This window comes from Salinifilum ghardaiensis (genome assembly GCF_054491345.1).
In genome coordinates, this window is sequence record NZ_CM137101.1 from 3,764,611 (window position 1) to 3,779,793 (window position 15,183).

The window sequence follows — 15,183 nt, forward strand, 5'->3', positions numbered from 1 at the left end:
TCGCGGGACGATTCGACGACATCGCCCGCGAAACGCCCCGCGGACGTGGTCGCGGGTGCCATCCTGACGCGCCATGGAGACGATCACCCCCGACGTGCGAATCGCGCGCGAGCCCTCCGCCGCGCGGCGGATGTGGTGGTTGGCGGGAACGGCCGTCGGCGGACCCGCTCTGGCCGCCTGCTTCGCCGCGAGCCTGCTGATCACCTCGCAGCAGGGCGAGACCTGGTCGTACGGGTGGTGGTTCGGCATCTTCGCCTTCCTCTGCACCGCCCTGCCAGCCGTGCTGCAGGCCGTCGCGTGGCTGCCGGTGCTGCGGATGCGGGACCTGTCGATCACGTTCACCGCCGGCGGGTTGACCTACCGCACGCGGGAGACCCGGCGGACCGTGCGCTGGCCGGACGTGCGCTGGATCCGCCTCGGTCACCGGCCCGTGCTCGGCACCTCCCTGCACGTGCGGCTGAACGCCCCGCGGGGCAGCGCCCGGTGCAACGGCCTGTTCGTGCCGCTGGGCGCCGACGCACCACCACCGCACGAGCTGCGGCGAACCCTGATGCAGCTCAGCGGCAACACGGCGCGGCTCAAGAGCTGATCAGGCGAGCTCCTCGCAGAGCTCGGCCGGCGGTCGACCCGCCCGAGGCGCGCCGGCCGGTGGGGTCGCGCCCGCGAGCGGTCCGCACGCGCGGCGTGCGTCCCAGCTGAACGGGGCCGAAGCGCAGCGGCGGGCACCGCGCTCAGGCGGCCTGCTCGACGTCCTCGTCGGCCGCGACGGGTCCACCGGTCTCCTGCTGCAGCGCGGCCTCCTGCTTGCGGGCGCGCCGGTGGCGCCAGTACCAGATCGACACGCCCCCGACGACCAGCACCGTGGCGAACAGCCAGCTCGCCTGCCCCAGCGCGTGCTCGATCGCCTTGACCGAGGTGCCCGCCGCCCAGCCGACACCCACGTGCATCCCGGACCAGCCGGCGGCGCCGACCACGGAGGCGAGGAGGAAGCGGCCGTAGCCGAGCTGGCTCGTGCCCGCGGCGGCGGGCACGAGCGTGCGCACGACCGGCAGGAAGCGGGCCACGAGCACCGCGCCGATGCCGAAGCGCCGCAGCAGGCGGGTGGCCCGGTCCCAGTGCTGCTGGCCGAGCTTGCGCACGGCTTTGGTCTCGCGCACGCGGATGCCGTAGCGCCTGCCCAGCCAGTAGCCGATGTTGTCGCCGACGGCGGCGCAGAGGGTCACCACCAACGCGAGGGTGAGGAAGAAGCCCCAGCTGTCGACCGTGGCCGCCGAGATGAGCAGCCCGCTCTCCCCGGGCACGAGGAACCCGAGGCCCAGCGTGCACTCGGCGAGGACCAGCCCACCTGTCACCAGTACCAGCAGTGGTCTGGGCAACCCGGCGACGAGGGCCAGGAAGTCGCTGATGAACGCCACGCAATCACCTCGGGGAGCACACCGGCAGGCATCTTCCCGCAACGCTACCGGCCACGTGCTCGAGCACACTCAGGGATGTCCCCCACCTGGGCACGGATCCGCCCGGACACCGCGCACGGGGAACGTTCCCGACTTTCTCCGGCTGTGCGGCCGCGGTGGCGCGGCTCGCGGTGCCCTCACGGCACGGGTGCGCGCACCTCCTCGCCCCTCTCCACTTCCGAACGGTGCCCGGAGACCGCGGGGGAGGCGAGGCGGTCACGCTCTCCACCGTACGCAGCGGGCCGGGGCGCGAGGGCGTCTTCCGCCTCGCTCGGCGCCCGCGGTGTGACGAAGTCGTTGAGCACGACCGCGAACACCGGATCACGTCCGCGTGCCGCCGCGACGCAGCCGGGCAACGCCGACACCCCGCTCAGCAGCCCGTTCTTCGCGCGCACCGCGCCCTCCGCCGCACGAGGGGAACGACCGGCGACCCCCGCCCAGTTCCACCGCGTTCGCATCGCACACCCTCTCCGAGGAGCCCGCCACCGTCGGCGACTCACCGAAGCACGTCCCCGGAGCGTGGTCAACAACACGGCCACCACCGCGTCGGGGAGCCCGCGGGAGCGCCCGCGCGGGTGCGGCGTTCCAGCAGCCCCCGCGGGAGCTCCCGCGGATCGGGGCGGTCGCATCCGCGGCGGAGCGACCGGCCGGCGCCGCGAACGGCGCCGCCGGCCCGGGGCGGCCGCTCAGCCCATGGCGATGGACCCGGCCATCACCAGCAGCGCACCGCCGCAGCAGCGTTCGAACACGCGCCGCCGCCGCGGCTTCGCCAGCAGCGCGGAGAGCCGCTGCACCGAGGGCACGACGACGAGCCACCACGAGGCGAAGGCGCTCACCGCGACCGCGCTGAGCAGGGCGGCCTGCGGCATCGGCGCTGCGCCGGGGTCCATGGCCTGCGGCAGCAGGGTCAGGAAGGTCAGCATGACCTTGGGGTTGAGCACGTCGGTGAGCAGTGCCCGCAGGAACACCGCGCGGCCGGTCTGCGCCGCGTGCACGGCACCGTTGCCGCTGGTGGGGGGAACGGCGTTGTCGACGGTTCCGCCGGAGCGCGTTCGCCGCGCGTTGTGCAGGATCCGCAGGCCCATCCAGCAGAGGTAGGCCACGCCGAGGCCCTTGACCACCCACAGCGCGGCCGGAACCGCCGCGACGAGCGCGGACAGGCCGAGCGTCGCCGCCGTGGCGTGCAGCACGAGCCCCGCCGTCACGCCCATCGCCGCCAGCCACCCCCAGCGGCTGCTGGTCGCCGCGTTGCTGGTGACCAGCACGAAGTCCGGTCCCGGCACGATCACGATCACCAGCAGGGCCAGCAGGAACGGCCCCCAGTCGATAGTCACCACACCTCCAGGTAGTCATTCGTTCGAGCAGTAATCCCATCGTGCCCCTCCAGTTCGCCGAACTTCCACTCGCCGCATACGATGTTCGGCAATGAGCGAAGCAGTGGAACTCGATTCGGTGGACTGGCGGATCCTGGAGGAATTGCAGAACGACGCGACGCTGCCGAACCGGACCCTGGCCGAACGCATCGGCCTCGCGCCCTCCAGCTGCCTGCAGCGCGTGCGGCGGCTGCGCGAGCGCGGCGTGATCACCGGCTCGCACATCGACGTCAACCCGGCGGCCACCGGACTGCCGCTGGAGGCGGTCGTCTCGGTCAACGTGCGCCCGCACACCCGGGACGTCGTCGACAGCTTCCGCGAGTTCGTCCTCTCCCAGCCCGAGACGCGCTCGCTGCTGCACGTCAGCGGGCAGGCGGACTTCCTGCTGCACGTGGCCGTGGCCGACACGACCCACCTGCAGAGCTTCCTCGTGGACAAGCTCGCCGGCCGCACGGAGGTCCGGCACTTCACCAGCTCGATCGTGCTCGAGCAGGTGCACACCCGCGCGCTGACGCCCCCGCCGCAGCTGCGCCCGCAGCGGCGCCGCCGCGAGTGAGCTCCCGCGGAACCACGACCGCTCCCGGCGGGTGCCGGTCCGCACCCACCCGCGGGACCGCGGCCGGCGAGCGGGGTCATCGCGCGGGCGTGCGCACGCGGGCGCCGGGCCGGCCAGCAGCGCCGCTCCGGAGCCGACCGACACGCGCACCGCGGTGCGTGCGAACTCCGCGTGCGGTGCGCGGGGCTCTGGAACACTGCACCGCCATGGACCAGCGCACGCACGTGATCACGCTCGCCACCGACGAGCTGCACGCGGCCCGCTCGTTCTACGTGGACGGGCTCGGCTGGCAACCAGCGCTCGACGTCCCCGGCGAAATCATCTTCTTCCAGACCGCACCCGGCATGCTGCTCGGACTGTTCGACACCGGGCAGTTCCACGGCGACATCGGTTCCGCGACCCCGGGAACAGGTGCCACCGGGATCAGCCTGGCGCACAACGTGGACAGCACCGAGGAGGTCGACGCGACGGTGCGCGCGGCCGTCGAGGCCGGGGGAACGCTGGTCAAAACACCGCAGCGGGCGAACTTCGGGGGTTACCACGGCCACGTCACCGACCCGAACGGCGTGCTCTGGGAAATCTGCCACAACCCGTGGCTGCGCTTCGCCCCGGACGGCACGACGGAGTTCCTCGCGGAGTAGGTGCTCAGACGCGCACCGGCCCCGGTGCCGGAAGTGGCCTTCCCGCACCGGGGCCGGTGTTCGAGCGGCGTCTCAGTCCTTGACCCGGAGCAGTCCCTCCTGCACCACGGTGGCCACGAGCCGCCCGTCCCGGGTGAAGAACCGGCCGGTGGCCAGCCCCCGCGCGCCGGAGGCGGCCGGCGAGGAGCAGTCGTAGAGCAGCCACTCGTCGGCGCGGAACGGCTGGTGGAACCACATGGCGTGGTCGAGGCTCGCGCCGGAGACGTCGTCCAGTCCCCAGTACACGCCGTGCCGGCCCAGGACCGAGTCGAGCAGGGTCATGTCCGAGGCGAACGCGGCGACGCACACGTGCAGCAGCGGATCGTCGGGCAGGGAGCCGTCGGCGCGCATCCACACCTGGCTCTTCGCCTGCCGCTCGTCCTGCTCGCGCCGCACCCACGGCGGGGTGGTCACGTAGCGGACGTCGATCGGGCGGGGCTGGTCGCGCCCCAGCTTCTCGACCAGGTCGCCGATGCTCTCGCCGAACGAGGGCAGCGACTCGGGCGCGGGCACGTCCGGCATCTCGTCGGCGTGCTCCATGCCCTCCTCGGCGGCCTGGAAGGAGGCGGACAGCGAGAAGATCGTCTCGCCGCGCTGCTCGGCGACCACGCGCCGCGTGGTGAACGAGCGCCCGTCGCGCGTGCGGTCGACCTGGTAGACGATCGGGATGTCGGGGTCGCCCGGGCGGATGAAGTAGGCGTGCAGCGAGTGCACGTGCCGGTCGCTGGGCACCGTCCGCCCCGCGGCCACCAGCGCCTGCCCGGCGACCTGGCCGCCGAACACGCGCACCGGCGAACCGGGCGGGCTGACCCCGCGGAAGATGTTCTCCTCGATCCGCTCCAGGTCGAGCAGGGCGACCAGGCCGTCGACCACCGGCTGGCCGCACGGCATCCCGTTCACGTCGCGGGGGACGTCCTCGGTCTGACCGGTCGCTGCCAGATCAGCAGCCGCGGCTCGCGCTGCCTCGGTCACTGCGGACTCCTTGCGTTCGGGCGCCGCGCGGGCGCCGCCGGCCCGGCAACGCGAAACGCCCGGTCGCACCGCCCCGGTCGACGCGGTGCGACCGAGCGGCGCGACCGGGCGCTCGCGCCGCGCCGGCTACTGTCGATCGTTCACACGTGGTCTTCTTCGCCCAACCGGTGCACCCGGATCAGGTTGGTGGAGCCGACGGTCCCCGGCGGGGAACCGGCCACGATCACCACCATGTCGCCGCGCTGGGACCGCCCCAGCGAGAGCATCGCCTGATCGACCTGGCGCACCATCTGGTCCGTCGTGTCCACCTTAGGCACCCGGAAGGTCTCCGTCCCCCAAGTGAGAGCGAGCTGACTGCGCACGGATTCCTCCGGGGTGAACGCCAACAGCGGCAGGTGCGTGTGCAGCCGCGCGAGACGGCGCACCGTGTCGCCGGACTGGCTGAAGGCCACCAGCGCCTTGGCGTTGAGCCGCTCCCCGATGTCGCGGGCCGCGTAGGAGAGCACGCCGCGCTTGGTCCGCGGGACGTGGCTCAGCGGCGGCGGCGTCGTGGACCCGGCCTCGACCGCTTCCACGATCCGCGCCATGGTCTGCACCGTCTCCACCGGGTACTCGCCGACGCTGGTCTCACCGGAGAGCATGACGGCGTCGGTGCCGTCCAGCACCGCGTTGGCCACGTCGGAGGTCTCGGCCCGGGTGGGCATCGAGGCGTGCATCATCGAGTCCAGCATCTGCGTGGCCACGATCACCGGCTTGGCGTTCTCCCGCGCGATGCGGATGGCCTTCTTCTGCACCAGCGGGACGTGCTCGAGCGGCAGCTCCACGCCCAGGTCGCCGCGGGCGACCATGACGCCGTCGAAGGCCAGCACGACGGCCTCCAGGTTGTCCACCGCCTCCGGCTTCTCCAGCTTGGCGATCACCGGGACGCGCCGGCCGATGCGGTCCATGACCTGGTGCACCTGGTCCACGTCCGCGGGGCTGCGCACGAACGACAGCGCGATGAAGTCCACGCCCAGGCGCACCGCGAACTCGAGGTCCTCGACGTCCTTCGCGGACAGCGCGGGCACGGAGATGTCCATGCCCGGCAGCGAGAGGCCCTTGTGGTCGGAGACCTCCCCGCCCTCGGTGACCTCGCAGACCACGTCGTTGCCCTCGACGGCGGTGCAGGTCAGCCCGACACGGCCGTCGTCGACCAGCAGGCGGTCGCCGGGCTTGGCGTCCTCGGCGAGCCCCTCGTAGGTGGTGGACACGCGGTCGTGCGTGCCCTGGACGTCGTCCACGGTGATCCGGACGACCTCTCCCGTCCGCCACTCCACCGGACCGTCGGCGAACGTGCCCAGCCGGATCTTCGGACCCTGCAGGTCGCCGAGGATGCCGACCGCGCGTCCGGACCCCTCGGCCTCGGCGCGCACCAGGTCGTACACGTGCTGGTGATCTTCGTGGGAGCCGTGGCTGAAGTTCATGCGCGCCACGTTCATCCCGCTGCTGACGAGCTCAGCCACCTTCTCCTTCGTGGCGGTGGCGGGGCCCATGGTACAAACGATCTTCGCTCGTCGACTCACGTTGTTCCAGCCTAGTCCGTTGACCGATGTCCGCAGCACTCCGCCGCCTCGATCCGAGCCGATCGAGTGCGCCCGCCGCCGGGCGAATCCCGTTCTCCAGCACCGCGGTGGCGAGCCCGTTCATCCTATTCCTTCCCGGATCAGGTGCGCCCACCGCACCCGCGGGACGGCAGCACCGCGCCGGATCCGCGCCCTCCGGCTCCGCGGCGCGCCCGGGAGCCGTCACCGGCGCCGGCGTTCGGTGACGCCGACGTGCGCTGCGCACCAGTCGTTGAGCGGGCGCAGCTGCTCCCACGAGTTGCGCACCCGCTCCAGGCAGGAGCGGCTGTGCAGCGCGTCGTCCGGTTCCCACGCCCACCAGGCGTGGAGCGTGCGGTGCCGCAGCAGCTCCAACCGCGGGTGGTCGGCGGGGACGCCGCGCGGCCGGGTCGCCAACCGGTCCCCGGCCAGGTGCCAGCCCCGACCGGTGAGCTCGTCGACGTGCCGGCGCAGTTCCTCGCCGTGCGGCTCGGCGTCCACGGCCGCGCGGAACCTCGCCAGCTGGTCGGGTTCGGTGTGCAGGCAGCCGCCCGCGACGAGCATCCCCGCGGAGCTGATCTCGAAGTAGAACGCACCTCCGCCCCGGCCCGGTTCGACGACGGCGGCGCAGTGCGTCTTGTACGGGGACTTGTCGTTGCTGAACCGCACGTCCCGGTGCGGGCGGAACACCTTGCCCGCGCCGAAGCCGGGGGCGAAGGCGGGTTCCAGCTCGGCCAGCAGCGCCTCCGCGGGGCGGCGCACGTGCTCGCGGTAGAGCGCGAGGTTGTCGTTCCAGTACGCCTTGGAGTTGTCCGCTTCGAGGCCCTCGAAGAAGTCGACCGCCCCCTCGCCGAAGCCCTCGAACCGCCGCTGCTCGGCGTCGCCGGCCACCGCACCTCCCGCATCGCCGTGCACCCCGCGCCGCCGCGGCACCTCCCCGGAGGCGCCTTCCGCCGCACTGCGCGGCACCACCGGACCACGCCCCACCTGCCCGGGCCCGGTCCGTCCGGGGCCCAGTCTGCCAAGGGCTCGACCACCCGTTCCTCCGGGGCGGCGCCTCCTCCGCACCTCGGGCACCACCAGACGTGCGAGAGCTCACGCGCCCGCCCATGTCACCGCAAGATCGCAGGTCACAGGGCTCGAACCGGGTTACGCTCGGGGCGTGGTCTCCATCGCGCGCGCCCGCCCCGGCGAGTCCTCGGGCAACCTCCCGGCCGACGTCACGACGTTCGTCGGCCGGCGTCGTGAGATCACCGCGACCAAGCGGCTGCTGGCCGAGTCCCGCGTGGTGACGCTCACCGGCCCGGGCGGTGTCGGGAAGACGCGCCTGGCGCTGCGCGTGGCGGCGAACATGCGCCGCACGTTCCGCGACAAGGCCTGGTTCGTGCAGCTCGAGGACCTCCGCGACGGTGCGCTCGTCCCGGACGCGGTGGTCGAGCAGCTCGGCCTCGGGGGTCCGTCCACCTCCGACGTCGCCACCACCGTCGTCGAGCACCTGCGCCACCGGGAGGCGCTGCTGGTGCTGGACAACTGCGAGCACGTCGTCGACGCGGTGGCGCAGCTGACCAGCGACGTCATCCGCTGGTGCCCGGGGGTCCGGGTGCTGGCGACCAGCCGCCAGTCGATCGGGATCGCCGGGGAGAGCACGATGGTCGTGCCGCCGCTGCAGGTCCCGGACGTCGACCACCTGCCGCCGCCGGAGGCCTACGAGCAGTTCGCCTCGGTGCGGTTGTTCGTCGACCGCGCCCGGGCCGCGGTGCCGGAGTTCGAGGTGAACTCGGACAACGCGCCGGCGCTGATGCGGTTGTGCCACCACCTCGACGGAAACCCGCTGGCGATCGAGATGGCGGCCGTGCGGCTGCGCTCGCTGTCGCCGCAGCAGCTGGAGCAGCGGCTGGCGCAGCGCTACGACGTGCTGGCCGAGGGACGCCGCAGCGCCCCGCCCCGCCAGCGGACGCTGCGCGCGCTCGTCGACTGGAGCTGGGAGCTGTGCTCGGAGGCCGACCAGCGGGCCTGGTCCCGGGTCTCGGTGTTCTCCGGCGGGTTCGACCTGGAGGCCGCCGAGCACGTCTGCGGCGACGGGTGGTCCGAGACGGACGTGCTGCGCACGCTGCACTCGCTGGTGGACCAGTCGGTCCTCGCCCGCGAGGAGGTGGGCGACGTGGTCCGCTACCGCCTGCCGCACACGCTGCGGGAGTACGGGCAGGAACGGCTCGCCGAGAGCGGCGAGCAGGAGCGCATCGCCCATCGGCACCGGGCCTGGTACCAGGAGCTGGCGGCGCGTTTCGCCGCGGAGTGGGTGGGCCCGGAGCAGGTGGAGTGGGTCGAGCGCATCCGCCGGGACCAGAGCAACCTGCGGGTGGCGCTGCACACCGCCGCCGGGGACGCGGCGACGACGTCCACCGCGCTGCGGATGGCCGCGGAGCTGAGCACGTACTGGGCCGCTCGGGGCCTGGTGGGCGAGGCGCGGCACTGGCTGCAGATCGCTCTGGAGGGCGCGCCCGCCGACGACCCGGAGCGCGGGCCGGCACTGCGCTTGACGGCCTGGTTCGCCCTGCTGCAGGGCGACACCGCCGCGGCCGACGGGCTGCTGCACGAGGCCGAGGACCTGCTCGGCGGGGACGAGTCGAGCGCTCCGCGGGCGCACCTGGCGCTCATCCGCGGGCTGCGGCTGCTGTCCGGCGACGATCTCGACGGGGCTGCCGCGCAGCTGGAGCAGTCGCTGTCCGGCTACCGGCGCGGCGAGCTCGTCGCGGGGCAGCTCTCGGCCCTGTTCCTGCTGGGCCTCACCCGCGGCCTGCGCGGGGAGGTCGAACGCGGGCTCGGCCTCATCGGGGAGAACATCCAGATCAGCGCGGAGCGCGGCGAGCTGTTCTGGCGCTCCTACGCCCTGTGGGCCGCCGCGCACGTGAACTTCCAGCGCGGCAAGCGGGAACGGGCCGAGGAGGCGGCCAAGGACGCGCTGCGCATGCAGCGCCGCATGGACAACCGGCTCGGCATGGCGTTCGCGCTGGACACGCTGGCCTGGATCGCCAGGCGGCAGGGGCGCAGCGCACGTGCCGCGCGGTTGTTCGGCGCGGCCGCGGCCGCGTGGGAAGCGGTGCGGGCGCAGCCGGGCTTCTACGCGACCTTCGCCCGCACGCACGCCGAGGAGGAGCACGCCGCCCGGCAGGACCTCGGGGAGACGGCGTTCCAGGAGGCCTTCGACCGCGGGTACCACACGCCGCACGGCCAGGCGATCGATCTGGCGCTGGAGAGCAAGAAGCACACCCGCGCCCGCAGCGAGAACGTGCACCCGATGCCGCTGACCCGCCGGGAGCGGCAGATCGCCGACCTCGTGGCCGAGGGCAAGACGAACAAGGAGATCGCCGAGGGCTTGGTGATCGCCCAGCGCACGGTCGAGGGGCACGTGCAGAACATCCTCACCAAACTGGACTTCACCTCGCGGGCGCAGATCGCCGGTTGGGTCGCCGGGCAGCGCGCGGATGAGGCGAGCCACACAGAGTCACAAGATCGTTGAAACACTGCGCAGTCGTTTTGCCGTTCTCCGTAATCCCTCGGTGCACATCTAGGTACAGATGCACGTAGAAACCTCCATGTGCGTACACGGTGAGTATCGGGAGTCTCGGAGGCATGGCCCCCGATTCATCTCATTCCCCCGAGGACGAGGGTCGGACGTCCGGTCGAGCGGGACGGCGCTTCTGGGAGAGGGTGGCGCACCCCGCGATTCAGACGACCCAGCGGACGTGCGACTGGTTCCGCTCCGCGCTCGCCGACCAGCACGGCCAGCACCGCGTGCCGCCCCGGATGCGCTCGGTGCAGGTCGGCACCGCCGCCGTCGCGATCGGCGTGCTGGGCGTGTTCGCCACCCCGAGCGAGCACGAGCCGCAGGCCGGTACCCAGCGCGCGGCCGTGCACCAGGCGGCCGAGGCGGCACCGCTGAGCGCCCCCGAGCAGCGCAGTGCTTCCGCCGGTACCGCTTCCGCCGACGCGGGGCGGTCGGCGGACTCCGCAGCCCAGACCCGCGCGGCCGCCGACAGCGGCGGTCACCGCGAGTCCCACCACCCGCGCCAGCGCTCGCAGGACCCCTGGGCCCAGCGCGACGCCTCCCAGCAGGGGGGTGGCGCGAAGCAGGGCGGTGACCGGAAGCGGGACGCGGAGCACCGCGAGGACGACAGCGACGAGAGCAGTGACTCCGGCAAGGGCGACAGCTCCGGCAGGGGTGGCAGCTCCGACGAGGAGAACCGCGCCGGCGAGGGCGAGAGCTCCGGCAGGAGCGGCGGCACCGATGAGGACGAGGAGGCCGGCGACCGGGGCGGCGACCGCTCGCAGGCTCCCGCCGGCCCGCCGGAGGACCGGATCGACCGCTGGATCGACCAGGCGACGACCGTGCTGGAGCGCAACGGCGTGCCGCGCGAGCAGCTCGACCACGAGGCCATCCGGATGATCATCGAAAAGGAGTCCGGCGGCGACCCGAACGCCGTCAACAACTGGGACTCCAACGCCTCGGCCGGCACCCCCTCCAAGGGGCTGATGCAGACGATCGAGCCGACCTTCCGGCAGTACGCCGCGCCCGGCCACGGCAACATCCTCCACCCGGTGGACAACATCGTGGCCGCCACGCGCTACGCGATCGACCGGTACGGATCGGTCTCCGAGGTCCCCGGCGTCGACGGCGTCCGCTCCGGAGGTTCGTACCAGGGCTACTGATCGCACCAGGACCCGGCACGGGAACGGGGTGGACGAGCCATGCCACCCCAGATCGGTTCGGGGTTTCGAGTTTTCCGTGTCACACGGGGCACCTCCGCCGCTCGGCGGGGGTGCCCCGCTACGTTCGGCCCGCGTCCCCACCGCCCGCCACCGCGCTCCGCCCCGGAGGCCGTGCTCCGCTCGCGGAAACGGGCACCGCGGAGCACCGCGGTATATTGGTTGGTCGGACGCCGCGCCGAGCGGCCCGGTGACCGCACCCTCGTTGCCGAGCTGGAGCTCCAGTAAACCGTGACAGCATCGCCCGAACCCGTATCGTCCCAGGACCGGGACTCCGCACGTGAGCAGCACATCGCCGCCGAACAGGAGTACGTGGCGATGCTCTACGACAAGCTCGACGCGGTGCGCGAGGACACGACGCGGCGGCTCAAGGCGACACTCGCCGAAACCGGGGGGCCGCCGCAGGCCCGCACCGAGCGGGACATCTCCGCGCGCATGTACACCGAGCGGCTCAACCAGCTCAGCGCGGTCGAGCACGGCCTGTGCTTCGGCCGCATCGACCTCGACAGCGGTGAGCGCTTCCACATCGGACGTCTCGGCCTGTTCGACGAGGACAACGAGTACGAACCCCTGCTGGTCGACTGGCGCGCCCCCGCGGCCAGGCCGTTCTACCTCGCCACCGCCACCTCCCGCGACGGCGTGTGGCGGCGCAGGCACCTGCACACCGGCTGGCGCCGGGTCCGCGACCTCGAGGACGAGGTCCTCGACCTGGACGCGGCCGAGGAGGGCAGCGATCTCGGGCTGGCCGGCGAGGCCACCCTGCTGGCGCGGTTGGACGCCCGCCGCACGGGTCAGATGCAGGACATCGTCGCCACGATCCAGGCCGAGCAGGACGAGATCATCCGCGCGCCGCTGAACGGGGTGCTCGTCGTGCAGGGCGGCCCGGGCACCGGCAAGACCGCGGTGGCCCTGCACCGCGCGGCCTACCTGCTGTACACCTTCCGCGAGCAGCTGACCAAGCGCGGGGTGCTCGTCGTCGGCCCGAACCAGACGTTCCTGCGCTACATCGAGCAGGTCCTCCCCTCGCTCGGCGAGACCGGCGTACTTCTGTCCACAGTGGGCGGTTTGTACCCGGGAGTCACCGCCACCGCCGAGGACTCGCCCCGCGCCGCCGAGATCAAGGGGCGCGAGTCCATGGTCAAGGTCCTCACCGGCGCCGTGCGGGACTACCAGCAGGTGCCGAAGGAGTACTTCGAGGTCACCTTCGACCGCGAACCGGTGCGCGTCGACCGCAAGGAGGTCAGCAACGCGCGCACCAAGGCCCGGCGCACCCGCAAACCGCACAACGTGGCGCGCAAGACCTTCCGCAACGAGATGTACTCGGCGCTGACGCTGCGCGTGGCCGACCGGCTCGGGCGCGACCTGCTCGACAGCCGAGACCTCGACGACATCGATCGCGAGCTCCGCGCCGACTCCGCCGTGGACCGAGCGCTGGAGCGGCTGTGGCCGCAGCTGGAACCGACCCGCGTGCTCGACGAGCTGTTCTCCGACGCCGCGCGGCTCAAACGGGTGGTGCGCAAGCAGCTCGACGAGGACGAGCGCGCCGAACTCCTCCGCGAAGCCGGCTCCGCGGTCACACCGGCGGACGTGCCGCTGCTCGACGAGCTGGCCGAGCTCATCGGCGAGGACGACAGCGCGGCCCGCGCCGAGCAGGAGCGCCAGGAGCGCGAGGAGCTCGCCTACGCCGAGGGCGTGCTGCACATCATGGAGGAGGACGACGAGATCCGCGACGAGGAGCGCCTGCGGGTCAAGGACGTCCTCGACGCGGAGCTGCTGGCCCAGCGGCACCGCACGAGCAGCGATCTCAGCGCCGCCGAGCGCGCCGCCCAGGACCGCACGTGGACGTTCGGGCACGTGATCATCGACGAGGCTCAGGAGCTGTCGCCCATGGCCTGGCGCGTGCTCATGCGCCGGTGCCCGAGCCGCTCGATGACCGTGGTGGGCGACACCGCGCAGACCGGGGCGCTGGGCGGCGCGAGCTCGTGGGGCGAGGTGCTGCACCCCTACGTGCAGCGGCGGTGGCGGCTGGCCGACCTGACGGTCAACTACCGCACGCCCGCGGAGATCATGGACATGGCCGGCAACGTGCTCGCCGCCGCGGACGCGGACGCCTCCACGCCGATGTCCGTGCGCAGCAGCGGTCACGAACCCTGGTTCCGGCGGCCGGCCGCCGGCGGGCTGGTCGCGGAGCTGCCCGCGGTGCTCGCGGCCGAGCGGGAAGTCCTCGGCGACGGCAAGCTCGCGGTGCTCATGCCGGGCGAGCTGCTCGCCGAGCACGGCGAGTCGCTGGCGGCGGCGCTCGGCGAGGCGAGCGTGGGCGCCGAGCCGGAGAACCTCCAGTCCCCGACGGTGCTGCTGAGCGTGGAGCAGGCCAAGGGGCTGGAGTTCGACTCGGTGGTGCTCGTCGAACCCGCGGCGATCCTGGAGGAGTCCGAGCGCGGCCACAACGACCTCTACGTCGCGCTCACCCGCGCGACCCAGCGCCTCGGCCTGGTGCACACCGGCGACCTGCCCGCGGAGCTGCAGGTGGAATGATCCCGGCGGGGCTCACCCGGGCCCGCGCGCACACCCCGGCGGGCCCGCGGAAATGTCCACCCACCCGGGTGCGCGCTCGGGGCGCGGTCACTCGCCGGAGACGTGCGCTGCCTTGGCGGCGGCGTTGTCCACGTCGCGCCGCGCGGCCAGGCGCAGGCACACCGCGTCGAACAGCACGTGCGTGCACTGGTCGAACAGACTCGACAGCGGCTGCGCCGTCGCGGCCTCGCCCGCACGCCGGTGCTTGGTCGCGGCGGGCACGAGCAGCACGTCCCGCGCGAGAGCGGCCAGTGACGAGTCCTCGTCGGTGGTCACGGCGAGCACGCGCGCCCCGCGGCCGGCCGCGTCCTCGGCCGCGCGCACGGTTCCGGCGGTGCCCCCGGAACCGGACACCGCCACGAGGACGTCAGCGGGGCGCACGACCGGTGCGGTGGCCTCGCCCACGACGTGCGCGGTGAGTCCCAGGTGCACCAGGCGCATGGCGAAGGCGCTCGCCATGAACCCGGACCGCCCCGCTCCGCTCGCGAAGACCCGCGAGGCGGCGTCGATCTCGGTGGCGAAGCGGTCGACCGCCTCCCGGTCGGTTCCGGCGAGCACGCCGGCGATCTCGTCGCGGATGAGCTCCAACGGATCGGTGGTCACGACACTCCTCCCATGGCTGCGGTGAATTCGCGCGCCCGCGCCGCGGGGTCCGCGTCGCGGGTGATCGCCGAGCCGACGATCACGCGCAGGTCCGGGTACCCGCGCAGTCCCGGCAGGTCCGCGCGGCGCAACCCGCCGGCCAGCGCGACGCGGCGGTGCCGCGCCCACGTGCCGAGCGCCTCCGCGGCGGCCGCTCCGCCGCCCTGCACGTCCTTGCCGAGGTGCGCGGCGAAGACGACGTGCCCGGGCAGGCGGTCGAGCAGCTCGACGCGGCGCGCCCCGTGCACGGCCAGCAGGTCGACGACGACCTGCGCCCCGGCCTGCTCCGCCACCTCGGTGCACCGGTCGAGCGTCGCATCGGCGGCGGCTCCGAGCACCGTCGCCGCGCGGGCCCCGTGGTCGAAGGCCATCGTGAACTCGGTCGCCGCGTCGTCGGCGGTCTTCAGGTCGGCCAGCACCGGCACCTCCCCGGCCGCCGCGGAGACCTCGGAGACGCTGCGCATGCCGTAGCGCTTGATCAGCGAGGTGCCGACTTCGACCCAGTCGGCGTGCGGCGCCGTCGCGCCGGCGATGCGCACCGCCTCGTCGAGCGCGATCCGGTCCAGCGCGACTTGCAGCTGCATC

14 protein-coding genes are annotated in these 15,183 nt (G+C 73.2%); 6 read left to right on the plus strand and 8 right to left on the minus strand.

The window, feature by feature from the left end; all coding sequences use genetic code 11:
* The first annotated feature begins 73 nt into the window (after nucleotides 1–73).
* Complete coding sequence (locus tag ACVGV0_RS17160) at nucleotides 74–589, plus strand: hypothetical protein (RefSeq protein ID WP_459156705.1); 516 nt, start codon at nucleotides 74–76, stop codon at nucleotides 587–589.
* A gap of 142 nt (nucleotides 590–731) precedes the next feature.
* Here ACVGV0_RS17160 and ACVGV0_RS17165 read toward each other — a convergent pair whose 3' ends face one another.
* The 3 genes from ACVGV0_RS17165 to ACVGV0_RS17175 all read right to left on the minus strand — a co-directional run bounded on the left by ACVGV0_RS17165 (nucleotide 732) and on the right by ACVGV0_RS17175 (nucleotide 2,788).
* Entirely contained in the window at nucleotides 732–1,415 is a 684-nt protein-coding gene (locus ACVGV0_RS17165; RefSeq protein WP_459156706.1) for a DedA family protein, read from the minus strand.
* Between the two features lie 176 nt (nucleotides 1,416–1,591).
* Nucleotides 1,592–2,083 (minus strand): D-alanyl-D-alanine carboxypeptidase, encoded by a 492-nt coding sequence (locus tag ACVGV0_RS17170; protein ID WP_459156707.1) that lies wholly within the window; start codon nucleotides 2,081–2,083, stop codon nucleotides 1,592–1,594.
* 57 nt (nucleotides 2,084–2,140) lie between these two features.
* On the minus strand, nucleotides 2,141–2,788 hold the full coding sequence (locus tag ACVGV0_RS17175; protein ID WP_459156708.1) for a LysE family translocator: 648 nt from the start codon (nucleotides 2,786–2,788) through the stop codon (nucleotides 2,141–2,143).
* A 91-nt stretch (nucleotides 2,789–2,879) separates the two neighbouring features.
* Here ACVGV0_RS17175 and ACVGV0_RS17180 point away from each other — a divergent pair, with 91 nt between their 5' ends.
* Both ACVGV0_RS17180 and ACVGV0_RS17185 read left to right on the plus strand, forming a co-directional pair.
* Nucleotides 2,880–3,383 carry an Lrp/AsnC family transcriptional regulator gene (locus ACVGV0_RS17180; RefSeq protein ID WP_459156709.1) on the plus strand — a complete coding sequence of 168 codons (504 nt, stop codon included), beginning with the start codon at nucleotides 2,880–2,882 and terminating at the stop codon, nucleotides 3,381–3,383.
* Nucleotides 3,384–3,589: 206 nt separating this feature from the next.
* Complete coding sequence (locus tag ACVGV0_RS17185) at nucleotides 3,590–4,024, plus strand: VOC family protein (protein WP_459156710.1); 435 nt, start codon at nucleotides 3,590–3,592, stop codon at nucleotides 4,022–4,024.
* 72 nt (nucleotides 4,025–4,096) lie between these two features.
* On the opposite strand, the gene tesB is transcribed toward ACVGV0_RS17185, so the two are convergent.
* The 3 genes from tesB to ACVGV0_RS17200 all read right to left on the minus strand — a co-directional run bounded on the left by tesB (nucleotide 4,097) and on the right by ACVGV0_RS17200 (nucleotide 7,506).
* Nucleotides 4,097–5,035: an acyl-CoA thioesterase II gene (gene tesB / locus ACVGV0_RS17190; RefSeq protein WP_459156711.1), complete on the minus strand. Its 939-nt coding sequence runs from the start codon at nucleotides 5,033–5,035 to the stop codon at nucleotides 4,097–4,099.
* A 140-nt stretch (nucleotides 5,036–5,175) separates the two neighbouring features.
* A complete protein-coding gene (gene pyk / locus ACVGV0_RS17195) occupies nucleotides 5,176–6,597 on the minus strand; it encodes a pyruvate kinase (RefSeq protein WP_459156712.1) in 1,422 nt (473 codons plus the stop codon).
* Between the two features lie 222 nt (nucleotides 6,598–6,819).
* Nucleotides 6,820–7,506, minus strand: a complete 687-nt coding sequence (locus ACVGV0_RS17200; RefSeq protein WP_459160041.1) for a DUF2461 domain-containing protein — start codon at nucleotides 7,504–7,506, stop codon at nucleotides 6,820–6,822.
* A gap of 271 nt (nucleotides 7,507–7,777) precedes the next feature.
* Between ACVGV0_RS17200 and ACVGV0_RS17205 the strand changes: the two genes are divergently transcribed.
* The 3 genes from ACVGV0_RS17205 (at nucleotide 7,778) to ACVGV0_RS17215 (ending at nucleotide 13,917) form a co-directional block, all read left to right on the plus strand.
* Nucleotides 7,778–10,135, plus strand: a complete 2,358-nt coding sequence (locus ACVGV0_RS17205; protein WP_459156713.1) for an ATP-binding protein — start codon at nucleotides 7,778–7,780, stop codon at nucleotides 10,133–10,135.
* 191 nt (nucleotides 10,136–10,326) lie between these two features.
* Nucleotides 10,327–11,325: a transglycosylase SLT domain-containing protein gene (locus ACVGV0_RS17210; RefSeq protein WP_459156714.1), complete on the plus strand. Its 999-nt coding sequence runs from the start codon at nucleotides 10,327–10,329 to the stop codon at nucleotides 11,323–11,325.
* A gap of 288 nt (nucleotides 11,326–11,613) precedes the next feature.
* The gene (locus ACVGV0_RS17215) at nucleotides 11,614–13,917 is read left to right on the plus strand and encodes a HelD family protein (RefSeq protein WP_459156715.1); all 2,304 of its coding nucleotides are present in this window, start codon (nucleotides 11,614–11,616) and stop codon (nucleotides 13,915–13,917) included.
* An 87-nt stretch (nucleotides 13,918–14,004) separates the two neighbouring features.
* Here the strand turns inward: ACVGV0_RS17215 and hxlB are convergent, their stop codons facing one another.
* Together hxlB and ACVGV0_RS17225 are read right to left on the minus strand one after the other, a co-directional pair.
* Nucleotides 14,005–14,559, minus strand: coding sequence for a 6-phospho-3-hexuloisomerase (gene hxlB, locus ACVGV0_RS17220; protein WP_459156716.1), 555 nt, complete (start codon nucleotides 14,557–14,559; stop codon nucleotides 14,005–14,007).
* Nucleotides 14,556–15,182: an orotidine 5'-phosphate decarboxylase / HUMPS family protein gene (locus ACVGV0_RS17225; protein WP_459156717.1), complete on the minus strand. Its 627-nt coding sequence runs from the start codon at nucleotides 15,180–15,182 to the stop codon at nucleotides 14,556–14,558. Before ACVGV0_RS17225 ends, hxlB begins: the two co-directional genes overlap by 4 nt.
* Nucleotide 15,183 lies beyond the last annotated feature (1 nt).

Excerpts from the sequence above, each read along its gene's own strand:
- ACVGV0_RS17160 (WP_459156705.1), top strand. The coding sequence starts at position 74 with ATGGAGACGATCACCCCCGACGTGCGAATCGCGCGCGAGCCCTCCGCC.
- ACVGV0_RS17170 (WP_459156707.1), bottom strand. The coding sequence starts at position 2,083 with ATGCGACCGCCCCGATCCGCGGGAGCTCCCGCGGGGGCTGCTGGAACG.
- ACVGV0_RS17225 (WP_459156717.1), bottom strand. The coding sequence starts at position 15,182 with ATGCAGCTGCAAGTCGCGCTGGACCGGATCGCGCTCGACGAGGCGGTG.
- ACVGV0_RS17185 (WP_459156710.1), top strand. The coding sequence starts at position 3,590 with ATGGACCAGCGCACGCACGTGATCACGCTCGCCACCGACGAGCTGCAC.
- ACVGV0_RS17180 (WP_459156709.1), top strand. The coding sequence starts at position 2,880 with ATGAGCGAAGCAGTGGAACTCGATTCGGTGGACTGGCGGATCCTGGAG.